Origin of the sequence: Edaphobacter sp. 4G125, assembly GCF_014274685.1 — a bacterium.
Lineage (GTDB): Bacteria > Acidobacteriota > Terriglobia > Terriglobales > Acidobacteriaceae > Edaphobacter.
In genome coordinates this window covers 971679-995799 of record NZ_CP060393.1, presented here as the reverse complement: position 1 = coordinate 995799, position 24121 = coordinate 971679, and the positions used below count along the sequence as shown (strand labels likewise).

Genomic DNA, 24121 nt, shown 5'->3' with positions numbered 1-24121 from the left:
CGGAAGACAAAGGCCCGCCTTAATCCTCCAGGCGAAAGCTGCACTCCTCGATCACCGGATTGGTTAATACCTCGCGGGCAATGCGACCGACCTCGGCCTCCGCCTCCGCGCGCCCGATTCCGTCATCGAGCGTCAACACAAAGTACTTCCCCTGCCGAACATCGGCAACTCCGCGATACTGCATCCTGCGCAGCGCGTCCGCGACGGTCTGCCCTTGGGCATCCAACACGGTCCGTTTCAACGTGACATAGACATGAGCCTTCATCTTGTTTGATTATAGACATGGTGCGGTTTTCGCCCCTGAAGTCAAACGCAAGCGTTCCCCGGCCAATCTCGGCCTTTTAGCGAATACGAGAAGAGAATTTAAAAACCTTATGCCGAACTATCTTGAACTCCCCGTAGGCGAAAATTCGCCCGAGGTGATTAACGCTGTAATCGAAATTCCCCTCGAAGGAATCAACAAGTACGAGTACGACAAGAAGCTCCACGTCTTTCGACTGGACCGCAATCTCTACTCCCCCGTGCATTACCCCGGAGATTACGGCTTCATCCCCTCCACCTTGGGCGATGACGGCGACCCGCTGGATGTGCTCGTGCTGGTCGATGCACCCAGCTTCCCCGGCTGCGTCATGGAGGTCCGCCCCATCGGCCTGCTCGAGATGCGTGACCAGGGCGTCGGCGACGAAAAGGTGCTGGCCGTCGGTAAAGGAAATCCACGCTATAAGGACGTCTGGAACTTCTCCGAGATCTACCCCCACATGCTCAAGGAGATCACCCACTTCTTTGCGATCTACAAGGACCTCGAAGGCAAGCGCGTCGAAGTAAAGGGTTGGCGCGATGCTGCTTTCGCCCGTGCTAAGGTCCTTGAGGCCCAGCAGCGTTTCCTCGATCAAAAAGCAAACGCTGGATCGAAGTAAGAACTCAACCCAGCTGGTTAAGGGCACGGCTTTTAGCCGTGCCGCAAGATCAAAGAACGGGGCTTTAGCCCCTGAGGGGCCGAGTTTCTGGTGTCACTTTTGCAGTGGCTCTTTAAATCCTTTCGCCTCCCCGGCGGGATCAACATGCATCCGGTATAATCAGCAGAAAGCTGGCATACAGAAATCAGCAAGAAACTGACACAAGCAAGATCCGGAGAGATGGCCGAGTGGCTGAAGGCGGCGGTTTGCTAAACCGTTATAGGGTCTAAAGCTCTATCGGGGGTTCGAATCCCCCTCTCTCCGCCAGACAAATCCCTTCCTCATTTATTCATTTCGATACAACCCAAGCATCACTCAGTTCGCATACTGAGTCTGCGATTGTGTCTCCAGCTCCCCCGCTGCCACAAGGACTGAGAGTGACTCCATCGCCTCGCGAATCAGAATCGCGGTTTGCGCAAACGCCTCAGGCGCAAGCGTAATCGTCACTGGTCCCACACGGAGATGGATCGAATTGCATCCGCAGATGCGCACCTCTCCCAACCCTGCATGCTCCGCCAATATCAAGTTCGTATCAGCCATCTCTCCCCCAGAATTCTTTAGATCAGTGCTGCGCCTGAACGCACGGTTTATCGCCGAATCTCCAAACCAGCAATGACGCTTCGCCAAAAAAGACTTCCATTGCCAGCCTGCAAATTAGATATAAGACTAATTTAGTCCTCATTCAAAAACAATCTTCAAACTATGGATAACTTGAAATCAACAGCGACCTGTCAAAAATCGGACTGCGGACAGCAATCAGAAGCAGATTTGGCTCGAAGCCATTATCGTTTTCTCCTGTCAACTCCTCCCGTCCCGGTAGACCCGTACTCTAACGTCCCAAACCAAACAAAGACAATGATTTATACGGTCAAAAAGAATCTCTTGCCCACTGCAGGACCATATCATCTCAATAGCTATAATTAATTAACGATAGAAAAGAGAACGCCCCGGCCAGAATCGGGGCGTTCTCTTTTCAACATAGGTTTGCTTGATAACTATATTGATATCAATATTTTGGAGCAAGTGGAATGATAAGTTATTGATTTTATGAGCTTCTATTCACGAAGAGCGTATGAGGTACACACGTAAGTATTGTCCTTTGAATACTTTGTATCCAAATAGTGGGAGGGGACATAAGAAAGAAACACCTTCTTCCTATATAAGCAATGCCCGAATTCACGGATTACAGAATTGTCTCGGACAGGCACACCCGAAGGATGTTCCTGTAACTGGTTTTCGGATTATCTAGAAAGCTGCGAAATTTTCTAGTTACTTCTCCACACCAAATTCGAGCTCATTCGCCCAATGTGTCTTCCAGTCATCATGAAACGTGATGGAGTTTGTGATGGAAACACTTCGGCCGGTCGCCAGTTCATGCGCCGGCCCTTTGTTGTCGTTGATCCGGCATGTAAATTTGATTGGCTTTCCGGCAGCGATCTGTTGATACACCGCAGGCATCTCGCTCCACGGAATTGAAGCTTCCACCAGCCGCGTGTTGCCCTCGCGACGCACTACGAGCTTTCCTGCTACTGGACCACCGTCGATAGGAGACTTCGGCTGTCGTGGAAAAAAGTGTTTGCGTGGCATTCCCGGAGATTGCAGTCGCCATATCTCCGTACCGCCGCCATATTCGCTGGCAACAGGATTGAGTGCATATTCATAGTCCGTGTCCCAGTATGTAATGAAGTGCGGCATCACTCCTGGTGGATGCGGCAGCCACGGTTTTTTCTCGAGAACATTGAAAGCAATCTGAACATTATCGTGTTCTCCGCTTCCTGAAGGAACATCGAAGTGCCTGCGATAGGAATAATGCCGAACACCTTTGGGCCAGAAGAGTTCCTTCCCATCAGAATCTTCTACGCGGTCAGGGTAGTAGTAGGAATCATCATCACGTTTTTCGAAGCGGAGCATTCCGGCATCAGGAGTAGCATCAGCAATCTTCGCTGCGAAATAGAAATTCTTATCGTCATAGGCCAGGTATGCAGTCTCAAGCCCATTTGCAGCGCCTTGCGTAAAGTCCTTGAACGGCAACCAGGCCTCTTCAGTCGTGTTCGCGCCAATGCCGGTTCCTGGAAGGGTCTGGGGGAGCACTCCCTTCCAGTCGCTAAGGTCCCCATCGACCTGAATTGTGCGATGAGCGATCTGATTCACATGCAGATCTTCCTGCAGAGATGATTTGCCGTCCGCACCTGCATCAAACTCCGCAGATAAATGATAGATATTGCTGGCTACAGCTTTGCCTCTCTCAATTTGGAGAACAACATCCTTCGTTTCGTTCGCTCCGATGGAGACTCCTTGAGATTCAGAACGAACGGTCAAACCACTCAATGACGCTTGGATATGCCCCTTTAGAGGGTGGTTCAAAACATTGGTCAACGAAAGGCGCAGAGAGGTACCTTGATCGACTGGAGCGGTCATGTCGTGAGCTACCAACTCTACCGGACTATAACCCGAGATGTTAGCGCTCTTTAGTGCGGTCAATAGTTTGGCGAAGGATCCCGGTCGGCCATCTCCTCGCAGAAAATATCCCTGTCCATTGAGCGGAATGCGAATCGTATCGCTTTCGGGCATCGGATTGCCGTAAAAATCGAAAGCTCGGAGAAAATGGCCTCGATTCGAAATCGCTAAATGTGCATCGGGGGCAACATAAATAGAACGAAAGACTGTGCGGTTGGGGTCATAAAGCGCTTTAAGATCACCGAGAACGACAACCGTCCCATCCTCAGTTTGTGTTTGTGGCGTCTTTGAAGGCAGTCCGTCGAATACGAATATCCAGGGCAGCCCATTCTGGAAGAGCAGCTTGTTGAAGTCTCGTTGCCCAATAAATTTTTGAGTCGCTGCAACTGCTGCTGCAGGAGCCCATGCCTGAACGATAGGAAAAGTCTGATCTCCAAATTTCACATTCTTGCTGTCATATACATTGCCTCCATAAATACCAGCTGTGCGCGACTGTCCCTCCGCACGCATAGAAGCAATCACCGCGGCAAAGCGATCCTCGGAATTCGCAATCCAGCTTTCGGTATCCCATACCCGAACAGGTCCATATTCACTTTTACGATTTACCCACTCCGGAACTTCCGCCGGATCGGCAGCAAGCATCTGATAATGGACGCTGACAAAATCCAACCACTTTAGATAACGGTCAGAACCATCTGCAAAAAGTTTGTCTCGTGCATTGGAGGATGAGCATGTTCCTCCAATCAAAATCTTCACTCCAACCTTTGCGCGTGCGGCTTCCACGCCAAGTGCCATATGAGTGAAGATCTCCTGATACCGAGGGATGTCTGCTCCCCATCCTGAGATAGAGATGCTCTCCCACGGCTCATTCCATAGCTCCACCGCATTAAGGTTTCCATTCGGCCAACCATAACGTGTTGAGATACGCTGCACCCAGTTCTGGAAATCGGAATCATATTGCGGAAGCCATGCCATATCGGACTTGGTCTTCAGCATCTTCCCATCGGGGGTCAACCAGGGTCTCGGCCTGCCAAGAGGCTGGGTCACCATGCTTCCGTTATCAAGCGTCAACATCACCGTGACATCATGCTTTTTCGTCCATTGCATGTAACGGTCGAGGTCTTGCATGTTCTTCGCATATTCGGGAGCATTCTCCGGACTATACGAAGCGCTTAAACGCATCCCTTTCACTCCGAGCTTCTCGAAAAGAACAAGCACCCCTTCATTCATGTATTGCGGCCACGTAGCATCGAGCGCATAAGTGGGATACTGCACACGTCCCGCATCTGGTTTGATCGAACGAACCAGAGCCGAGGCAAAAGCACGTCCATGTCCCGAAAGATCAACCACCAATACATATCCGCCAAAGCTTTCAGGGACCTCCGGATGTACGGTTATGTCCTGAAATCCGGATGCTGGCAGGTCGACATCTATCGGAGTTGAACTCTCTTCTGCAATTTTGAAAACATGAGGCACCCAAATATCGCCTGGAGGAACACTCGTGCGATAACGGATAAGATGCACAGCGCCTTTAGCTTGAAGGCGCTGCTTTGTTTTATTCGTAAATCGATACGTCAGCTCAACATGCTCATTTGGGAGCAACACATTTGCCATTGTGCTATTCCCTGCTTTTACAGTGATCTGCTGCACTGCATAGTCGATGGCTTGTTCGGTTGTCGTAAGACCAAATGTTTCTGCATACCCCGGCATCTTTGCCCCGGTCGTCATCTGGGCATGACTGCTTATGCAAAGAAGCGCCGTAGACAACCATAACGACTGCAACAAGTAACTCAGTCTTCCTGTCATGCAATTCGCAATACAACTCAATTTGAGGTCTTTCATTTAAAGAGAAACAACATAGAACAGTAGCAAGGGCGCGATCAGATCATTTGCACCTGATCGCGCCCCGACACGCAGCTAGAAGATAAACTCCGCTCCCACCCGGATGATGCGCGACATGCCCGCCGTATTGCTGGAGTTGAACTGCCCGAAATTGGATGATCCGTTCAGCGTAACCGTTCCGGTATTGTTGTTCGCTGCAATCGAGCTTTGCAAAGTACCATTCGATCCGTAGTACACAGGATGATTGAAAGCATTGCTAAAGGTTCCCGTAACGTTCAACTTATACCTCTCGGTAAAGCTGAAGCCTTTGCTCACCATCGCATCAAACATCGTCTCACGAGGGCTCCTCGCCCCCGCAAGAGTACGCGGAGCATTCCCAAGCGCAGGGTCGTTTGGCGACCCCGGCGTTGTGAACGCAGCAGGATTCAAATACGGCGTGAACTGCGGATTGAACGCGTTCTTCTTCCAGTTCTTATTGATCAGCGGAACTCCCGGAACAATATTAGGTCTCAGCCTGTAACTCGCTGGCAGAGCCGCTGCACTGCAGTAGTTTGCCGTTGTTGTGCAACCAGCCGTCCCTTTTGGGGTAAACGACGTGAAGTAACCCGTCGTTCCAAGTGCAACCTGGCTGGGGAAACCAGAACCCATCGTAAAGATTCCCGAAGTTGAGATGTTCCCAATCAGTTGATTCAGAATCCCAACATGAGTATCGAACCTCTGCCCCCTGCCGAACGGAAGCTGGTAGACATAACCTGCCTTCAAGCGGCTTGGTTGATCAAAACTGGCGATCGCCCACTCACTCGAAGGATCAAGCGGGTTTTGCGCCACGGCAGCTCCAAATCCACCGGAGTTCGCCCCGGTATTCGTATCCGGAACGTTGTCCATCACCTTCGACCAGCTGTAATTCGCCAACAGCGACAAACCGCTGCCATACCGCTGGTTCACACTGACATAAAAGCCGTGATACTCCGAGGTTCCAAACCGCGGAAAGACTTCGGGCAACGACTGATTGAAGAAGTTCTGATACGGGTTGAGCAGTTGCAGATTGCTCTCCGTAACCACCACTCCGTTTTGCGTGATGCCGTAAGGATTCGGACTTGTACCGCCGAGGTTCTCATGGTTCTGTACCGCTGTAATCAGCCTGCCAAGATTTGGCACATTCAACAGCTTATTGCCCGCATTATTAGGGTTCGTTCCATTGAACGCCCCAGCCAGGTGCGTGCCCTTCAACCCCTGATACGTTGCCTGCAACAACGTCTTCGATGCCGGCTGATACTGTACCGTCAATGACCACGTTTGCGAATACGGCACCGCATTCGATTGCGAAACATACACAGGAGCCAGCCCCGTCGAGAAAAGGATCGGCCCACGGTTTCCATTCAATGCCGTGAAAGCCGAGGTCAGCGACCCCACCGGATTGGTGATGTAGTTAGTCATCGCGCTCGGCGAAACACCACCCGCCAGATAGGTGACCGTTTGCGAAGCCACATTGAAGTTCGGGTCGGGCACATTCTCGTAACCGGTCAGTGGCAAGCGCGACATCGCATAAGACGCACGGATCGTCGACTTTTCTGTCGGCGCATACGAGATGCCGATGCGTGGCTCCAATCCGTAATAATTAGTTGGCCACATCGAATGTGGCAAACCGCAAGCGCCTGAGAAGCAGAACGCCGCCGCCGTCGGCAGCCCATTCAACGTTCCCGGAACATCCAGCTTCAGATACGCCTGGTTATTGAACTTCTCCGAACGCGGAGTCTCTACCTCATATCGCACGCCAAGGTTCAACGTAAGGTTCGGCAACACCTTCCAGTCATCCTGGAAGTAGCCCGCGTAATAGTGCCACCGATAGTATCCCGGCACCTGTTGCGGAGTATTTGAGAAGGTCGAAATCGTACCCAAGATAAAGGTAGCCAGGGGAGCGCCGCCCGCAATTCCATTGTTGGTTTGATTTCCAGAGAACGTGTACTTGCCGCCCGTCGCACCGCTCAAATCATATTGGTTCGACTGAATCCAGCGGATATCGCCGCCGAATTGGAAGACGTGGCGGCCATGCGTCCAGGTCACATCGTCGCCGGCAATAAAATTCTGGTCCACCTGGATCGCGGCAGTCCCCAGGCCCATCTGCATCGTATACCCCACACCATTCGCATTCAGGTTCCCCAGGCTGGGAAATCCTTTGCCGAAGGTTGCCGGGGTCAAACCGTATTTCGCTGCAAAATCCTGCGTCTGTGCGCTTGGTGGAGAAAGCCGTTGCTGATTCACACGCATAAACGAATAACGGAAGACATTCACCACCGAGTTCGAAAACATGTGCGTATAACCCAGCGCCACATCGTGCGTGCGCGCCGAATCGGTCGGCACAATCGTCAGCGGGTTATTCGCATCCACAGCAAAGAAGCGATTCGCAGTCACAGGAATCGATGTATATCGGCCAAAAATCTGATCTGTGTTGCTGAATTGATGATCGATGCGGAAGGAGTAGCGATTGTCCTGGTTCAGAACACCTCGCCGGTATACCGCGTTAGATCCATCATTCTGCGAAGCCGCTGTGGAATTATCAAATTGAATGTACGGTCCAGGATTGCTTGGTGTCGGGAAATACGACAGAACCATCTTCGCGAAAGGATTGTTCGCTAACTGTTGAGAGACGTCATCTCCAGGAATGGCCCGTATCTGCGACTGGCTATAAGGGCCGTTCGGAAAGCCATTCGCATCCACAGTCGACTGATAGTTGATCCCACCAATTCTCGGAGCTGCGAGCGCGGCAGCATAGCCTTGGCTCTTTAGCACGGACTGATTCAATAGGGTCAACGAATTATGCATGTGACCTGCTAGCTCATCCGGCGTCGGGAAGGTGCCTCGAAACGCAAACTGGTTCCTCATGCGCGCCGGCTCCGCACCCACAAAAAAGAAAGTCTTGTCATGCCCATCGTAAATCTTGGGAAGCCACACAGGGCCACCGACATAAAAACCGTAGTAATTCTCATGCTGTGCATTTGGAATACTCGAGCCCAGCGGATATGCGTTGAAATACGGATCCGTGTGACGCCACGTAATCGCGCCATGGTAAGCATTCGTTCCCGGAGCGCTGGTTTGCACAATCACACCGCTGCTGGTGCGACCATATTTGGCAGACAGACCTGTCACAATTACGGTAGTCTCCTGCACATCGCGCCCCGAAAGATTTACGCCGGCCCTGGCATAACTTCCCTGCGTCACATCTGATCCATCCACAAGAATCGACGCTGTTCCTGGAGGCGCGCCACCAATGCTGATGCTCGCGCCTGGCACAACATAGCTTGTATAGGCGTTTGGATTCTCCGTCGCAATACCTCCTGGCTGCAGCGGGTCGCCATTGACGCCGGGCACTAACAGCGTCGCTCCAAGAGAACTTCGTTCTGGATAAGGCAAAGCTTCAACAATGGCATGATCCACTGTCGTCGTCACGTCTGACGTGTCTTTCGAAAGAAGAGCAGCGTCTGAATTGACTGTAATCGTTTGCGTAGATGCGCCAATCTGCAACGCCACATTCAATGTTGTCGCTTGTGCCGCGCTAACAGTTACAGCATTGGTAACAGCACGATCGAATCCTTCTTTTGAAACCGTTACGTTGTAATTCCCAGGATTCAACGAGACCACACTGAAAGCTCCCGCGCTATTCGTCTTTGTGACCTGCTTAACTCCTGTTGCCGTATTAAGAACCTCGACGTCAGCACCTGGGATAAATGCGCTGCTCGAGTCTCGTACAGTCCCTGCAATCGAACCCTGTCCTGTCTGTGCAATTAAATTCCCTGAAAGCAGAACCATCGCAATCATCAATACACTGAGCAAACCGGACATTTGGAATACGTGCTGTACACCCCGACCTGTGTGTTCCCGACAGATCATCCGGAACATGAAATTTTTCAAAATGGCCATCCTCAAATCCTCCTGGACCGACTACTGACGGCCCCTATCAACGCCAATGCATTTCGCCCGCATTTTCCTCAATCACGAACAACCTTCAGCAGTTTGATGGAACGGATACAACGATGGGAACGAGCCGTCACCCTGCCAGATACGTTATTCATGATTCCGACAACGGTTTGTATTGTGCGTGATGATGGAGTGTCAACATGCTCGTTGTGCCTTTTACAGAAAGTGACATTTGTTTTATTTTTGAATCCCTCATCGGATCTCTTCAAATTTCGAAAGCTGACCCCATCAGGACCGGGAAACTATCGAGAAAATCTCTTAAAGAAGCGAATTACGCTCGCTAATAAGAGGGGATACATCCTCTTCGCATCTCAAAGCACATTGATTCGTACCCACAGAAAACCGTGGCGATGAATACGCTAATTTGTTTTGTCTAGTAAAATCAGGATCGTCCGAAAACCAAGCCATCTCCCGGAGCGCGATCCATTAACCTAATCGGCGCGGAGGCAGTTTCATCCATGCATCGTTCGGATAAACCTTATTCACATTGTCTGGAGTAAGCACTTCATGCTCGACGAAAATGGCGGGCGATACCTGTTTTCGATTCAGGATATCGAGCGCTAATTGAATAATTCGTACTCCATAAGTTTCGGGAAAATAAGCAACTGAACAGACCAGCCGGCTAGAGGGTCTCCGCATTTCTTCTCGGGCCAAAGGACTACCATCCTGTCCAGCAATAGCGCACTCTCTTTCTAAGCCGGCCTCTCGAAATGCCTGGAGTGCCGCCATCGCAGTCGTGTCATTCACTGCACCCACCAGTGCACGTTCAACTTTCCGGCGTCGCAAATGCTTTCGCACCAAATCCAGGGTCGCCTCGAATTGTCCCCCTTTTGTATCGTAGTGATGGTGCGGAATCGCCGCGGCACTCGGCAATGCCTCCGCAAGACCGTCAACAATCCCGGTAAGGCGCGCATTAAGAAGTGGCCCAGCAGCATCGACTCCCAATAGAATCAATTGTTCTGCCTGGCCCTTCCAATGCTTAATCGTCCATTTTCCTAAGTAACGACCCGCGAGACGCCCCGCTTTATAGTTGTCCGCACCAAAATAAACAGCTCCAGGATGAGGGATATCAAGTGCTATAAACGGGATACGCGCGTCCGAAAATTTCGCGGCAATTTGTGCTGCCACATTTAGATTGATCTGCGAGTCGATAACTAGATCCACATTTTCAGACACAAAGGTTTCGGCGTTTTGCAATGCAATCCGAGAACTAAATTTATTGTTGAGGATTAGCAGATCGACATTCGCTGCACTTGCAGCAGTAATCAGCCCATCGGTCACAACTGTAGTAAATGGGAGCAAATTGCTCTGAGAGGCATATCCTAATCGGAACCTTCTGGACTTTGTCGTTTGTATAGAGGACCGATACCCCTGTTTTCCGGCCCGTTCCAGCAGCCCTGTCTCTACTAACGTTTCGAGCAAACGAAACGTTGTACCACGATTGAGTCGAGCTCGCCCTGCCACAACATGCAGATCCAAAACCTCTGAGGTGGAGGAGAAGGCATTCAATACGGCCACTGCTCGAACAACTGCTTGAACAGTGTAGGAGCGTTTGCGCACGGGATACTGTCCAGGAGTTGCGCTTTTCTTTGATTCCATTTCGCAAAACAGTCTAGCATCCTTCAAGAGAAAAGAAATTCCCGCAAAATTGGCTTATTTCTTATTCTCGATGGCTAAATCTCCCTCATCCACAATCTTTTATATTTCACACAGTAAAACGAATAGAGGGCAGCGAAATAAAGAAAGCAAAATTATGTAATTCGAATTATTTTGGTGCCTGTTCTTTGAAAGACGTTGAATTAGCAATGCTCCAGAGGAACCTTGAAGCGATCTGAAATCAATCTATTTATCACTCAGGCTATTAAATTCTTTGAAGCGAATCTCTTTTCTCTTCCGCCATTCGCTCATTGGACACCTGACATGTGGAATAACATCGGGGAAAAATCCGATCAGATCCGCATCCGTCAATTAGGTTGGGACGTAACCGACTTCCATTCTGGCAACTTCACTGCGCAAGGGCTCATCCTCTTTACCCTTCGCAATGGCCAGCCTCACAACGAAAATACCGGCTATGCCGAAAAAATTATGATGGTTCGTGAACGGCAGATCACGCCCCTTCATCGTCATTATCGGAAGACAGAGGACATCATTAATCGGGGTAGCGCCTCAACTGGCGATCTTTTTGTACAGCTATACCAGGCTGATGATAACGGCGGCCTGGCTGATACCCCAGTAAGCGTCTTCTGCGATGGTGTCATGAGGCATATCGAGCCAGGCGGTTCGATCACTCTAAGAGCCGGTGAATCCATAACCCTGACCCCGGGTATCTATCACGCATTTCATGCCGTCAATGGAGATGCTTTGATTGGCGAAGTCTCCTCGATCAATAACGATGCTGAGGATAACCATTTCTATCAACCCTTGGGCCGCTTTCCGCAAATCGTTGAAGACGAAGCGCCTCTGCGGTTGTTATGTACGGAATATCCAGATCCCAAGAACCCCCAAGACCAGCGCGAAGTGCTAAATCATGCAAAAGTCACTCGACACCAAACTCACAGCTTTTAAGGAATCCACTTCCAGTTGCGCATTTATTCTCGCCGACGCTAAAGATGCTGACATGGCATTCGGAATAGCATCTCCCGGGAAAAATCCCACGGGAGGTTACCGTTCTCTTAGTGAATTCCGGGATCAGATTCGTGAGATCGTTGAGCAGGGGTTAGTAGACATCATGCTGATGTCTACCAGCACTTCCGAGATCCTCGCGATTCAGGAACGACTCTTTGCGCAGTCGTCCGTCACACCTGCCGCTCGCGCCAATGATACGACAGATATTCATGTAATCCGCGGCTCTAACTATCCGGAGGCTCCATCAAGGCCTTTTTCGTCAACGACGATCGATCACATCCAAATTGGTAAAAGAGTTATTTCCGAAGAGGATGCAAAAATTCATGTCAATCTTGGTCTGTATTCAGTCACTTTCAACAATCACTCTGATCGTGACCTCGAGACCTTAACAAGCTACAAAGCATTTCGCCTAGAGGCGGAAGAAAAAGGCTTTCATCACTTCCTTGAAGTCTTCGGTCCCAATGTTCCCTCTTCAGTTCATGGAATCCCTGAAGAGTTGATTCCTTCGTTTCTCAACGATCATATCGTTCGATTACTTGCGGGAATTCCCTCTGTATCTCGACCGCTCTTCCTTAAGATTCCCTACTATGGCCCCGCAGCAATGGAGGAGATCTGTTCGTACGATCCTTCGCTTGTGGTTGGAGTGCTTGGGGGTTCTGCTGGAACAACGCATGACGCCTTCGAGCTTCTACATTCTGCTAAAAAGCATGGCGCTCGTGTGGCGTTATTTGGGCGAAAGATCAATGCAGCTGAACATCAGCTCTCGTTTGTGGAGCATTTGCGGCGGGTTGCAGATGATGCACTCTCTCCCGTTGAAGCCGTGAAATCGTATCACTCCACATTGGCAAAACTAAAGATCGCTCCTACTCGATCTATCGATCAAGATCTGCAACTCACATCGTCTTGCTTTAAATATGGGCCACTGTAGCTCGCGGAGGATGGCATGACCAAGTCTTATGATGTCCTCGCGATTGGAGTCGCCGCAGTCGATGATCTGATGTATATCTCCTCTTATCCGCCACCGAATGCCAAAGTGCCGGTTTCACAAAAAGAACGCCACGGTGGAGGTCCCGCCTGTACGGCGATTGTTTCGGTCGCTATGCTTCATGGCCGCACGGCTTTTTGTGCTCGTCTTGGCGAGGATGAGCTTTCGCTGTACATCAAGCAACAGCTTCAGCAGCACCACGTTGACACCGCGCATATCGTTCACGATCCTTCTGCAGTTCCCTATCACAGCGCAATCGCCGTGGATCTGGCAGGAAACCGGAACGTTTTCTATAGCGCCTCATGCTTCAAAGAGATCACGCCTGAGGACCTCTCCGAAGATCTCGTTCTCTCTTCAAAGGTCGTTCTTCTTGACCATGTGTCTGGCTTACCGCTGACAGGAGTAGCGCAAAAAATTCGCGCTCTTGGCATTCCTATCATAGGCGACATAGAAGGGTGCTCTGAAGAATCGAAGCAATTGGCGGATCTCGTCGATTATTTGGTTGTCCCTTCCGAATTTGCTCAGTGGGTCAGCAATGCTCGAGACCCAAGAGAGGCCTGTGCCTATCTGGCCCAAACTAAACGTACTGCCACAGTGATCACGGCTGGACAGGAAGGCTGCTACTACCTCCAAGGGGGCTCCAGTTCAATCACACATCTCCCGGCTTTCAGGATTAAGGCCTTCGACACAAATGGCTGTGGCGATACTTTTCATGGAGCATTTGCGCTCGCAATAGCGCGCAACTTCTCTCTCGATGATGCGCTCCTTTTTGCCTCGGCAGCAGCAGCTGTTAAGGCTGTCGGAAAAAATGGGACGATGAGAGGCTGGGATGCTCTCCCCACACTGGAAGATATTATTCAACTGTTACGGGCGTCTTCCAAACAGTTTGAGGTCTCATTACTCGAGAGGATCGCCAGAATAGCTGAATAATTATGCTCCTGCAAAAGCGCGACTCCGCAGTAACGCAGAGACATCTGTCAATGCTGCGGCCCAATGTTCTTTTGCAGCCTCCAGGCTATGACCGACTGCTTTGATATAGAGGCTGACGGCAAACCCCTCTTGCGGGCCAGAAAAATCGACCATTGCAGGTCGCAGGATACATTCGAGGGCAGCGTAGGAATGTTCAAGTGGCGCTGCCAAACGCACGATTCGATCCATAAGCTGTTCATGCTGATGCAGCGAAGCAAAGATCGAACGCTCCCGCCATATCAGGTCGATGTAACTTACTAACCCATTGGAGACATCCTCAGGAATGAGATCAAGCTCCACCCGCAGAAGATCTACTTCGCTGTCATTCATTTGCCACACATCGCATTTTGCAGTATATACAGGCGAACGTGGAGCATTGAGCGCTCGCAGAACATGCAGCAAAGGTGGATGCTCTGCGGCCTCTTCAAGCCAGTCCAAGTCATAAGGATTCTCGCGAAGGTCGATAAAGCGACGTCCTGGGTTTTCAGGGTCTGACCAGGGAACAACGAGAACCGGATCATCATGCCCGCATTCTGCGGACCACTCAGAGAGCATCTTTTTATCTTAGCCTCAGAAGAGATCAGGCGTGTTCCAGTAGAAAACGCATCAGCGTATGTTCAGCCCAGTAGCCGTCATAGTTGCAGGTCGGGTCTGGTGTGGCCAGAAATGCGCAATGGCCGCCATGGTCTGTTTCAGTAAAGGTGATCTTCGGGTTCGCAGCAATCTTCGCCCGGCTCTCAGGAAGCAACCGGATAAAAGGATCATCTGCTGCATTGAGAATCAGCGTAGGCACTGCAATCCTGTCAAGCACACGGGCGCTCGCAGCCCGGTAATAGTAATCATCTGCTCCCGTAAAGTCGGAGTAAAAGGCTGTAATACGCTCATCGAAAGCCCGAATCGAGTGAATCCCCTCGGCACGATTCGGATCGAAGGCACGCGGAAACAAGGCGACTTTGCGACGATAGCGCGCAAGAAGTGCATAGAGAAACTTCATCTCATAGATGCGGTTGCCAGGCTCGTGTAATGTATCTGCCGACGGGCCCAAATCGATCGCGGGAGAGACTCCAATCACCGACCGTAGCGTTTTGGGGACCGAAGCACCAAGATCGCCCGCTAGCTTAAGGACAAGATTGCCTCCCATCGAGTACCCAATCAACGAAAAGGAAGTCAGGCCATACAGCTCCGTGAAGTAGCGCATCACAGCACCAACATCACCAGAGAGACCCGAATGATAAAGCGTAGAACTCAGTCCTTCAGTTCCGCCGCAGTTGCGCATGTTCATGCGAACAATATTGGCTCCCGCTTGCCACAGCTTGTTAGCATTGCCAACGACGTACTGCGAATTTGAAGAACCTTCAAGGCCATGCACGATAATGGCTGTCGGCCGCACGGCACGTATCTCCTCTGGCTGCCAGTGGCAGTCGCAGCGGACACGGCTGGCAATTTGGTCACCTAATGCAGGGGCAACTTCAAGGAGGACCTGCTCGGCCGAGGGAAGCGAATCAGTCCGGCGCAGAAAGTTTCCCAGGATCGTCTGCAGATGGCCGTTGGAAAAGAACCGCCGAGGAACAAACTCCTCTGCATGTGCGATTCGCTGCAGTAAAGATTCAAGCGTTGCTGCCACTACTGATTCGCCTTTCCGCCAGTAATGCCGGCAAGAAAAGAGACAGCATTCAACGCACCTGTCGGTTCGTCTTCATGTTTGAAATAGATGTAGACATCGCGATCCTTCGCCAGCTTGGTAAAACGATCAATAAAGGCAGCAATCTCAGCTGAAGTGTAAGCTCCGGTACGGCGCAGGCGAAAACTGGTGAAGGTACGGGCGGTATGCACCTCGGGTGTCTCGAACTCGTCGCTCTCAGCGATACAGAGAGCGGCATTATGATTCCGCAGCACGCTATAGATCTCGTCGTTGAGCCAGGATTCATGACGAAATTCAAAGGCGAGCGAAGGCGCGCCTGCTCCACTGAACGCAGGCAATGAGAGAAAGCTGTCGAGCCTTGCAGCGTCGGCCTTGATCGTAGGAGGAAGCTGAAAGAGCAAGAGGCCAAGTTTGCCTGCCTGCCGAACCACCTCCAGTACCGAGACGAAGTATGCAACGTCGGATTCGCAATTTGCCAGGCGCTTAATATGAGTGATCCGTTGTGGCGCTTTGAAGCTAAACCGAAAGAAATCAGGTGTTGCACTCAGCCAGTTCTCAAGGGTCGACGGCGACGGAAAAGCACGAAATGTGTAATTCACCTCGACCGAACTCAACTGACTCGAATAAAACTCAAGAAAGCGTTTGGCGGGAGTACGATCCGGATAAAAGGCAGGCTTCCATGTGGGATAAGCCCAGCCTGAGGTTCCGGCAAAGATATGCCTAGCGGCCGCAGCAACGGCAGCTTCGTTCAGAGAAAACGGAACTTGCTTCGAGGGAGCCACGGCGCATTAGGATACGGTATGCCCACAAACTCCCGCGCAACAGTGAAAGGGAATCTGGGGCGGCTAGTGGGGTTCGAACCCACGACATCCGCTGCCACAGAGCGGCGTTCTGCCACTGAACTATAGCCGCCGTATCGTCTTCAATTGTAGCATTCAGATGTCGGGCCCGGAGAGGACTCCCCCGCCCTGCAGGAAATAAAGATGCACCAGCCGCCTCCACCGCCTGAGGTACTCCCTCCTCGCAACCGTAAAGGTCGCGGGATCTTTGACGACGAAAATCTCGACATCCTCTCCCATATTCTGGACGACTTCATCCAGATCCCGGGCACCTCCATCCGCTTTGGGCTCGACGGAATTGTTGGCCTTATTCCGGGCATCGGTGACGTTATTGGAGGAATCGCCTCCTGCATCATCATTATTGCTGCATGGGCTCGTGGAGTTCCTTATGTCGTCCTCGCCCGTATGGTCACAAATATCGTGATCGAGGTAGGTATCGGAACTATCCCCGTGGTTGGGGATGCCTTCGACATCGCATGGCGGGCGAACCGTCGCAACTATGCCCTTCTTACAGGAAGCCTCTACCAGCCACGAAAACATACCGTCCAGAGCTGGATCTTTCTTCTGTTTCTTTGCGTCACCCTGATCGCCCTGATGCTGTTACCCATGCTGCTGATCGCGTGGCTGGCTAATGGACTGATGCATACGATGTTTGGCGTCGAAGTCCACTTTCCGAAGTGGTTTTAACCGAAGGGTACGATAGACTAGAAGGAGTCGGGGCGTAGCGCAGTCTGGTAGCGCATCTGCTTTGGGAGCAGAGGGTCGGGGGTTCGAATCCCTCCGCCCCGACCATTCCACCAAATTGCGTGCAAAGAATAGCGATTTTCCTCTTTGAATCGGCTAAATCTTCCCTTTTTCAAAAGATTGGCTCCTGAGATGCTCCTATAAAGCTCTCATTGGAGGACGATTTCATGCTAGTTCTGAAATACATTTTGGGAGTCTGCCTTTACTGTGGTGTTTTCCTGCTCGGAAAGGTAATGATCGAGAGGCCAAATCGATTTTCTGACTCGTTGCCGATCTCCTATGCCAAAATTTCTCTTCACCGCAGAAGAAATTTCTTCATATACACCGGCAGGATCTTCCAGATTGTTGGGGCAATTGGTGGCTTTATCGATGCTGTCTCAGTTCTCGTTTTAGTGTTTTAGAAGATTTTAAGGAACTCGATCTTAGTGAGGCGCAGCCACTAATTTCCGATGCGCCATGCAACGATTGCACTTGTGGCAGCGTTCCCACCGAGATTGCTGGTCCAAAGAAGAGCTTCAAAATGCGGGGCCTGGTGAGCTGTCCAACCAGCCGCCCTCAGAAACTGTTTTAGCCTCTCCTGATTCGAGATAAACTCCCATGCGCACTCCGTTCCAGCCATGGAAGTTCCTTCGAGGACAAGAACATTTCCCTCTCCCGAAGGATTCGCCAGGAATGACACTTTGCAATAGGCGGTCCGTAACCGCTCCGCCGGGTCCGAAAGCCACCGGTCTGGTTCTCCATGCGTGGGATGTCGGTTCTCGATCGTATAGACGGTTCTTTGCTGATCCTTCGTCAGCACAAAATTCATTGCTCCCTGAAACATCTGATTCCAGGGATTCGTTTCGCTGCTGCCGATGAGAACTACATTGTTATATTTCAGATCGTTCGGACGAACATCACGCGCAAAACGTAGAAGAGGTTCAACGTTATAGCTTCGTGCAAGATTTGAGAGATTCTGAACGATCTCCAGATCAACCATCGACGTATACCGTCGGCCCAGCAGTGTGAGCGCTAGTTGCTGTTCCGGACTGATGGGCCCTTCGTGGTTTTTGTCGTAGTTGGAAGCCAAGTAGTCCGACAGGGTCAGGTTCTTGTGTTGTGTTTCCTGCCATACGACAAGGCCGCTGTCCCCTGGTACCAGAATCGTAGGTCTATCCTTCGTAAACATTGCCGCTAACGGCGAGACTTGCGTCCGATCCACGGCACGGAAGTGTCGAAAAAGCAAAACTGCAGCGATCAGGCTAGCCACGATGAACGCAGCTGCAATCCCGCGCCAAGGTACACCACGGAAAGCAACCTCAACCGGTTTCGGTAGATCAGCACCCTTCTGCAGCTCTTTTAAAGAAGCAGACGAGGGCTCAATGCCATCATTTTCTGCTAAAGTCTCCGCTTGACCTGCCTGCATTGCCGCAGAACTACGCTCGATCCGTTCGAATCTCGGCTGGTAACTTCCCCGGGGAATGACGATGCGAAGGTGTTCTTCACACCCTTCGCGCATGTAATACATTTCAAGTCTGCGTCTCAGGCGGCTGGCATGGGAACGAACGATTCCATCGGCACTCGGATCGTAGTCAATCGGCAGCCGAAAGACTGAGTGGCCGATCTCCTTTTCACTCAATTCGGCGGCTCGTCCCTGTATTTCAAGTTCACAGATGTGCAACAAAAAACTGGAAAGTCGCTCTGACTTGCTGAATGGTCCTGAAGCAATAATGCGTTGCACCAGTTCGCGCTTTGTCGTTGGAGACAATGTCTCTTGTGATTGCAAGCAGGATTGCCTCACACCCTTGAATGAATGTCTTTCATTCTACTGATTCTCTGTAAAGAGAAGGCAATCACATGAACACCACATGTTTATCCCCTGATTTAACCTTTTTCACATCGGTCATCTTACTGAAAATAAATGTCATATTTATGTTTCGGTGAATTGACTGGAACCCCCGCAAACAAATCTCTATGTTGCCCTTAAGCCACGCATAAACCAAAGCCATCACTCCTTTCCTTTGAAACGAAGGCCGTGATGAAGGATCGGATTTCCTGTGCTGAAACAAGGACAATCAACGGGCCACAGTCAACCGTCGCGGCGACAGTTCCTGAAGGCTGCCGTCGGACTTCCTGTGGCGATGGCTGCTCCGGCTGGAATCGCCAGTATCACGCCAGGGTCAAGTCGGCCGACAGAACAAACAGATACCCCTCGCATTCAAAGGGCGATCGATCAGATTTCTAAGTCCGGGGGAGGGACGGTTTATCTCCCCGCTGGAAGATATATCTCCGGAACCCTCCAGCTGCGCTCTAGGGTAACCCTCTGGCTCGGAAATGGGGCAACGCTGGTGATGAGCAAGAATTCAGCGGAATTTCTTCCTCCCGAGAGGCTCGCTTATGATCCGAAGGCCAACTTCGCAACCTCAAACTTCCGCGTCGCCCTGATCGTGGGGGATGGGCTCGAACACGTTTCTATTATTGGTGATGGAGAGATTGACTGCGAATATACCAAGTCTGGTGGCCCCAAACCGATCGCGCTTCGCCGTTGTAGCAACGTTCTGGTGCGGGACATTACGATACGGAACGCCCCAAGCTACAACATCAGCCTGCTTGGGTGCGACTTTGTAACTATTGATAATGTCACCATTCGGAACGGCCTCTCCGATGGGATCGATCCAGACTGCTGCCGCCATGTACGCATATCCAACTGCTTTGTTGAGTCCTACGACGACACGATTGTATTGAAGGCCAGCGGAGCACTCGGCGAACGAAGAGCAACGGAGTACGTCACCGTCGACAACTGCATACTGCGAACCGCCAGCTGCTACTTCAAATGCGGTACCGAAAGCTGTGGGAATTTTCGTCAGATCGCCATCTCGAATTGCGTTTTCGAGGGAGGCGTGGGGATGCGGCATGGAAACCCTGGGCTCGCCTTTTACACGGTAGACGGAGGAGAACTTTCCAATATTTCCGCCTCTAATATCGTGATGAACCGCGTCGGAACCCCATTTACTGTTCTACGCGGCAATCGCGATCGCTGCGGTTTTGGTGCCGGTCCTGGAAGCGTAACCTCGATTAGGATCTCTGACATCGTTGCGACGGAAGCAAAATTGCCGAGCGTGATCGCTGGTCTTCCAGATGCGCCCGTTGTCGGAGTCTCGATTCAGGGTATCCAGGTCACCCTAGCGGGTAAGATCAAGGGGACCTCGTCCATCAGCGATATTCCCGAACATCCTGGCAGCTATCCCGAACCCGTTATGTTTGGCCCTCTGCCTGCGCATGGAATATTTCTTCGACACGTCAGCGATGTGAGCATTCGCCAGTTCACCGTCGAGGCAACAGAGGACGAGAGACTACCAATCATAGTGGCCGACGATACGGTGAATCTCAAACTCGCCTCGGTCGAAACCTCTGCCCAATCCAAGCCGACATTCTGGCTTCATAACAACCGCAACTCCAGCGTGGAGCTTGCAGAGACCAACTTCTGCCGTATCAGCGGCTCACGGAGCGCGGACTTGCGATTTCCTAGCGCAACCTCCGCGGCCATTCATAATCGAGTAGAGATCTCCGCCGATGTGAAGGCTGGTTCCATCCAACACACAACACAATAACCAGGAGAATCTCATGTCACTTTCGCACGGTCTTAAGATCGTACGGTCAGAAGCTATATGGATCAGGGCTCTGTTGCTCGCTCTTGTTTGCCTCGCTCTCTTTGCAGGGAACAGCGCATATGCACAGAACTCCGGCACGATCGTCGGAACAGTCACCGACCCTACTGGAGCGGTTCTGGGATCTGCGCATGTAACTGCACTTGAAACTGCAACGGGACGAACCCGTTCTGTGACGACCAATGACCAAGGATATTACGTCATCAGTTCGCTGCCCCCGAGTGAATATCAGGTCAAGGTCGAGATCAAAGGTTTCGCTCAGGCAATTCGTACCGGTGTCCTGTTACAAGCAGACAAAACGCTGTCCGTCGACGTCACCTTGAATATGGAGTCCACCGCGGAAAGCGTTACGGTGAGCGATGCTCCTCCTCAGATTGATACAACGACACCTACTATCAGCCAGATCGTCGATCAGGAACGCATCGTGGAGCTGCCACTAAACGGCCGGAATGCCGCTACGCTGACAACGCTTGCGCCGGGAGCCGTAAATGCTCCTGCAAATGGAGCCATCCAATCGTCTACTTTCGGCAATCAAGCCGTCGGCGGACAGGCTGCAGCAGTCACCATTTCCGTGAACGGATCGCGCCAGACCAGCAGTAACTATCTGATGGATGGCAGCGACAACATGGATCAGTACACCAATGTCAACCAGCCGTTTCCTATGCCAGACTCCATTCGTGAGTTCAGCGTTCAGACCAGCAACTACAGCGCACAATATGGCGGAAACTCCGGTGCAGTGGTGAACGTAGTGACACGCTCAGGCACCAATCGATTGCATGGAACTGCCTTTGAATTCATCCGTAACTCGGCATTAAACGCTCGCAACTGGGCAGCAACCAGCCGTGACACGATTAAGCGCAATCAGTTTGGTGGAACGATCGGCGGCCCCGTCTTCCTGCCCAAGCTCTACGACGGCCGTGAAAAGACATTCTTCTTCTTTGGCTTCCAGGGCACGATCTTCCATAGTGCCAGCGCAACAAATAGGGTCTATCTGCCGACAACAGCCAATCTAAATGGCGATTTTTCGGCCATGCTCTCAGCAAGTAATCCAGCAAATCCGCTCGGCCGGGCCATCACAATCAAAAATCCGGTAACAGGCCAACCCTATCCTGGAAACATCGTTCCAACGTCGGACTTTGATGCTGCCGCACTCAATACTTTAAAACTGTTGCCTTCAGCAGCTTCTCCCAATGGGCTAACCAGCTATATTCAACCAAATGCACCGCAGAACTTCCATGAAGAACTGATTCGCATTGATCACACGCTAAGCAGCCATGATCGGATTACGGGGCGTTACTTCCGAGACACCTATATCAATCCCGCGATCTATGAAAACGGAAATATCCTGACGTATAAGGATGGATTTCCGAACATTTCACAGAATCTGCTGTTCAGCGAAAGTCATATCTTCAATAATTCGTGGCTTAATGATTTCCGGTTTACGCGTTCGTCTGTCGACGGTTCTCAGAATCCTCCATCCAACGCGCCCAACTACGCCGATCTTGGCGTTAATATGTATCAGCCGACAGGAATTCCAAAAGCGATTGAATCAATCAATATTTCAGGACTATTCTCATTTGGAAGTTATCCCTTCGGAAAATTTACTCGCGTCAACTATATCTTCGACGATGATGTGAAGTGGGTTCATGGACGTCACTCCATCAGCTTCGGCGGGTCCGTGCAGAATGCCGGTCTCGATGTAATGAACAACTATCGCCGATTTGGATCCTTTGGTTTCTCCGGCGATGCAACCGGTTATGCAATGTCCGATTTTCTTCTCGGACGCGTGCGCAGCTTTACCCAGAGCAGTGGCCAATTCCAGAACGCGCGGAATACTATCTGGAGCTTATATTTCCAGGATGATTATCATCCGCTCCCTCGCCTGACCTTAAACCTCGGCATGCGATACGATCCGTTCCGCCCCTGGAACGAGATCAATGGTCGACTGGAGCTCTTTTCTCCTGACGCTTATGCTGCTGGACGGCGTTCATCGGTTTATTACAACGCTCCTCCAGGGCTCCTGTTCCCGGGCGACCAGGGCTTCCCACGCGGCGGCACGAATGCTTCCTATAAGAACTTCGCTCCTCGTATCGGCTTTGCTTATGATGTTACCGGCGATGGCAAAACAAGTGTTCGCGGCGGTTTTGGACTCTTCTTCGATTCCCGTGGTATCTCTCAGATCACACAGGCAATCGTCAGCAACAATCCTTTCAGCCCCTCGATCTCTATCACCACGTTGCCGGGAACGTTCAGCAACCCATATCAGGGTTTGAGCTCTCATCCTCCATTCCCTTATCCTGCACCAGCGGACTTTACCTTTCCGTTGCCGGTTACTGTCCTGACCTTCAATCCTCTACAGAAGTTCCAGGTTCCTCTCAGCTACAACTGGAACCTCTCCGTCGAGCGGCAGTTGACCCAGCAGTGGTCTTTGCGAACCTCCTATGTTGGCTCATCGGGTCGCCATATCCGTCGTGACATGCAACTCAATCCAGGCATCTACATACCGGGTGATCCGAGCATCTTCGGCAACCCCAGTGCTTCGATCATGTCTCGCACCAAGTATGCGCCGAACTATTCCAACATCAACATGCTCACCCAAACAGGAGCTTCGAGTTACCACTCCTTCCAGGCTGCACTGCAGCATCGTTTCGCTCACAACTTTACGGTGCAGGCAAGCTACACCTACTCAAAATCACTGGATAATATCCCGCAGAACCAGACGCTACAGAATGGTGGAGGCGGTAGCTTCAGTCAGCCAATCTATATGTCGGGATTCAGCGACTTCGAGTATGGAGCGTCGCCGTTCGATCGAACCCACATCTTCAATGGGTCCTATGTCCTAACTCTTCCAAGCTTCAATGCGGTACCACGAGCAGCACGATTCGTGATCGGGGGCTGGGGAACCAGTGGCCTTCTTTCCGCGTCCACCGGAGATGCATATACGATTTTCACCGGTACGGACGTCGCCGCAACCGGAGCCGCACCACGCGCGATCCTGCAAGGGAAGCCGTATGGTGGCAATGGCTGCGCTACGACAACTACCGCATGCGCAAACTGGCTCAACAAAAGTTCGTTCGCCCTGCCCCTTCCCGCCGTCGGAACAAATCCCGGAACCTATGCTGCCTATCCATACAAGTACGGAAACATCGGCAAAGGTGCATTGCGCGGGCCGGGATTTGTGAATTGGGACGTAAGCCTCTATAAGAACTTCGGTGCGGCCGAGCGCTTCCATGCCCAATTCCGTGCGGAGTTCTTCAACGTGCTCAACCACACCAACCTGTCCGACCCAGTAGCCACCATCAACAGTGGCGGCTTTGGAAACATCCTGTCGGCTGGCGATCCACGCATCGGCCAGCTTGGTCTGAAATTGATCTTCTAATACCCTCAACACCTTGCGGCGGAAGTTTGCTCTTCCGTCGCAAGGTCAATCTCTTTACCGT

16 protein-coding genes and 3 tRNA genes are annotated in these 24121 nt (G+C 51.4%); 9 read left to right on the top strand and 10 right to left on the bottom strand.

Going from position 1 to position 24121, the window contains the following annotated elements:
• Positions 1–19 precede the first annotated feature (19 nt).
• Positions 20–265: a phosphoribosylformylglycinamidine synthase subunit PurS gene (gene purS / locus H7846_RS04020; protein WP_186695239.1), complete on the bottom strand. Its 246-nt coding sequence runs from the start codon at positions 263–265 to the stop codon at positions 20–22.
• A gap of 109 nt (positions 266–374) precedes the next feature.
• Here purS and H7846_RS04015 point away from each other — a divergent pair, with 109 nt between their 5' ends.
• Together H7846_RS04015 and H7846_RS04010 are read left to right on the top strand one after the other, a co-directional pair.
• Complete coding sequence (locus tag H7846_RS04015) at positions 375–917, top strand: inorganic diphosphatase (protein WP_186695238.1); 543 nt, start codon at positions 375–377, stop codon at positions 915–917.
• 213 nt (positions 918–1130) lie between these two features.
• A tRNA-Ser gene (locus H7846_RS04010) sits at positions 1131–1223 on the top strand.
• Between the two features lie 48 nt (positions 1224–1271).
• Here H7846_RS04010 and H7846_RS04005 read toward each other — a convergent pair.
• The 4 genes from H7846_RS04005 to H7846_RS03990 all read right to left on the bottom strand — a co-directional run bounded on the left by H7846_RS04005 (position 1272) and on the right by H7846_RS03990 (position 10790).
• Positions 1272–1496 carry a hypothetical protein gene (locus H7846_RS04005; RefSeq protein WP_186695237.1) on the bottom strand — a complete coding sequence of 75 codons (225 nt, stop codon included), beginning with the start codon at positions 1494–1496 and terminating at the stop codon, positions 1272–1274.
• A gap of 729 nt (positions 1497–2225) precedes the next feature.
• The gene (locus tag H7846_RS04000) at positions 2226–5141 is read right to left on the bottom strand and encodes a DOMON domain-containing protein (RefSeq protein ID WP_186695236.1); all 2916 of its coding nucleotides are present in this window, start codon (positions 5139–5141) and stop codon (positions 2226–2228) included.
• Positions 5142–5330: 189 nt separating this feature from the next.
• Positions 5331–9173, bottom strand: a complete 3843-nt coding sequence (locus H7846_RS03995) for a TonB-dependent receptor domain-containing protein (protein ID WP_222597546.1) — start codon at positions 9171–9173, stop codon at positions 5331–5333.
• 483 nt (positions 9174–9656) lie between these two features.
• Positions 9657–10790 (bottom strand): substrate-binding domain-containing protein, encoded by a 1134-nt coding sequence (locus tag H7846_RS03990; protein ID WP_186695234.1) that lies wholly within the window; start codon positions 10788–10790, stop codon positions 9657–9659.
• 261 nt (positions 10791–11051) lie between these two features.
• Between H7846_RS03990 and H7846_RS03985 the strand changes: the two genes are divergently transcribed.
• From H7846_RS03985 to H7846_RS03975, 3 genes are read left to right on the top strand one after another with little or no spacing between them, the layout of a single operon-like run.
• A complete protein-coding gene (locus H7846_RS03985) occupies positions 11052–11795 on the top strand; it encodes a D-lyxose/D-mannose family sugar isomerase (RefSeq protein ID WP_186695233.1) in 744 nt (247 codons plus the stop codon).
• Positions 11796–11847: 52 nt separating this feature from the next.
• Positions 11848–12783: a hypothetical protein gene (locus H7846_RS03980; protein WP_222597545.1), complete on the top strand. Its 936-nt coding sequence runs from the start codon at positions 11848–11850 to the stop codon at positions 12781–12783.
• Positions 12784–12798: 15 nt separating this feature from the next.
• Entirely contained in the window at positions 12799–13770 is a 972-nt protein-coding gene (locus H7846_RS03975; RefSeq protein WP_186695231.1) for a carbohydrate kinase family protein, read from the top strand.
• On the opposite strand, the gene H7846_RS03970 is transcribed toward H7846_RS03975, so the two are convergent.
• From H7846_RS03970 to H7846_RS03955, 4 genes are all read right to left on the bottom strand, one after another.
• Positions 13771–14364, bottom strand: coding sequence for a hypothetical protein (locus H7846_RS03970; protein ID WP_186695230.1), 594 nt, complete (start codon positions 14362–14364; stop codon positions 13771–13773).
• Positions 14365–14389: 25 nt separating this feature from the next.
• Positions 14390–15433, bottom strand: coding sequence for a YheT family hydrolase (locus H7846_RS03965; protein WP_255460832.1), 1044 nt, complete (start codon positions 15431–15433; stop codon positions 14390–14392).
• Positions 15433–16233 (bottom strand): DUF72 domain-containing protein, encoded by an 801-nt coding sequence (locus tag H7846_RS03960; protein WP_255460831.1) that lies wholly within the window; start codon positions 16231–16233, stop codon positions 15433–15435. Before H7846_RS03960 ends, H7846_RS03965 begins: the two co-directional genes overlap by 1 nt.
• Before the next feature lie 55 nt (positions 16234–16288).
• A tRNA-His gene (locus tag H7846_RS03955) sits at positions 16289–16363 on the bottom strand.
• Positions 16364–16434: 71 nt separating this feature from the next.
• On the opposite strand from H7846_RS03955, the gene H7846_RS03950 reads away from it, so the two are divergent.
• On the top strand, positions 16435–16977 hold the full coding sequence (locus tag H7846_RS03950; RefSeq protein WP_186695229.1) for a DUF4112 domain-containing protein: 543 nt from the start codon (positions 16435–16437) through the stop codon (positions 16975–16977).
• Positions 16978–17005: 28 nt separating this feature from the next.
• Positions 17006–17082 (top strand) — tRNA-Pro (locus H7846_RS03945).
• A 391-nt stretch (positions 17083–17473) separates the two neighbouring features.
• Here the strand turns inward: H7846_RS03945 and H7846_RS03940 are convergent.
• Positions 17474–18781: a hypothetical protein gene (locus H7846_RS03940; RefSeq protein WP_186695228.1), complete on the bottom strand. Its 1308-nt coding sequence runs from the start codon at positions 18779–18781 to the stop codon at positions 17474–17476.
• A gap of 289 nt (positions 18782–19070) precedes the next feature.
• Between H7846_RS03940 and H7846_RS03935 the strand changes: the two genes are divergently transcribed.
• Together H7846_RS03935 and H7846_RS03930 are read left to right on the top strand one after the other, a co-directional pair.
• Entirely contained in the window at positions 19071–20624 is a 1554-nt protein-coding gene (locus H7846_RS03935; protein WP_186695227.1) for a glycoside hydrolase family 28 protein, read from the top strand.
• Positions 20625–20637: 13 nt separating this feature from the next.
• A complete protein-coding gene (locus H7846_RS03930; protein ID WP_186695226.1) occupies positions 20638–24060 on the top strand; it encodes a carboxypeptidase regulatory-like domain-containing protein in 3423 nt (1140 codons plus the stop codon).
• Positions 24061–24121 lie beyond the last annotated feature (61 nt).

Coding starts and splice junctions, on each gene's coding strand:
- H7846_RS04005 (WP_186695237.1), bottom strand. CDS start 1,496: ATGGCTGATACGAACTTGATATTGGCGGAGCATGCAGGGTTGGGAGAG.
- H7846_RS03970 (WP_186695230.1), bottom strand. CDS start 14,364: ATGCTCTCTGAGTGGTCCGCAGAATGCGGGCATGATGATCCGGTTCTC.
- H7846_RS03995 (WP_222597546.1), bottom strand. CDS start 9,173: ATGGCCATTTTGAAAAATTTCATGTTCCGGATGATCTGTCGGGAACAC.
- H7846_RS04000 (WP_186695236.1), bottom strand. CDS start 5,141: ATGACGACCGGGGCAAAGATGCCGGGGTATGCAGAAACATTTGGTCTT.
- H7846_RS04015 (WP_186695238.1), top strand. CDS start 375: ATGCCGAACTATCTTGAACTCCCCGTAGGCGAAAATTCGCCCGAGGTG.
- H7846_RS03975 (WP_186695231.1), top strand. CDS start 12,799: ATGACCAAGTCTTATGATGTCCTCGCGATTGGAGTCGCCGCAGTCGAT.
- purS (WP_186695239.1), bottom strand. CDS start 265: ATGAAGGCTCATGTCTATGTCACGTTGAAACGGACCGTGTTGGATGCC.
- H7846_RS03950 (WP_186695229.1), top strand. CDS start 16,435: ATGCACCAGCCGCCTCCACCGCCTGAGGTACTCCCTCCTCGCAACCGT.
- H7846_RS03930 (WP_186695226.1), top strand. CDS start 20,638: ATGTCACTTTCGCACGGTCTTAAGATCGTACGGTCAGAAGCTATATGG.
- H7846_RS03980 (WP_222597545.1), top strand. CDS start 11,848: ATGGCATTCGGAATAGCATCTCCCGGGAAAAATCCCACGGGAGGTTAC.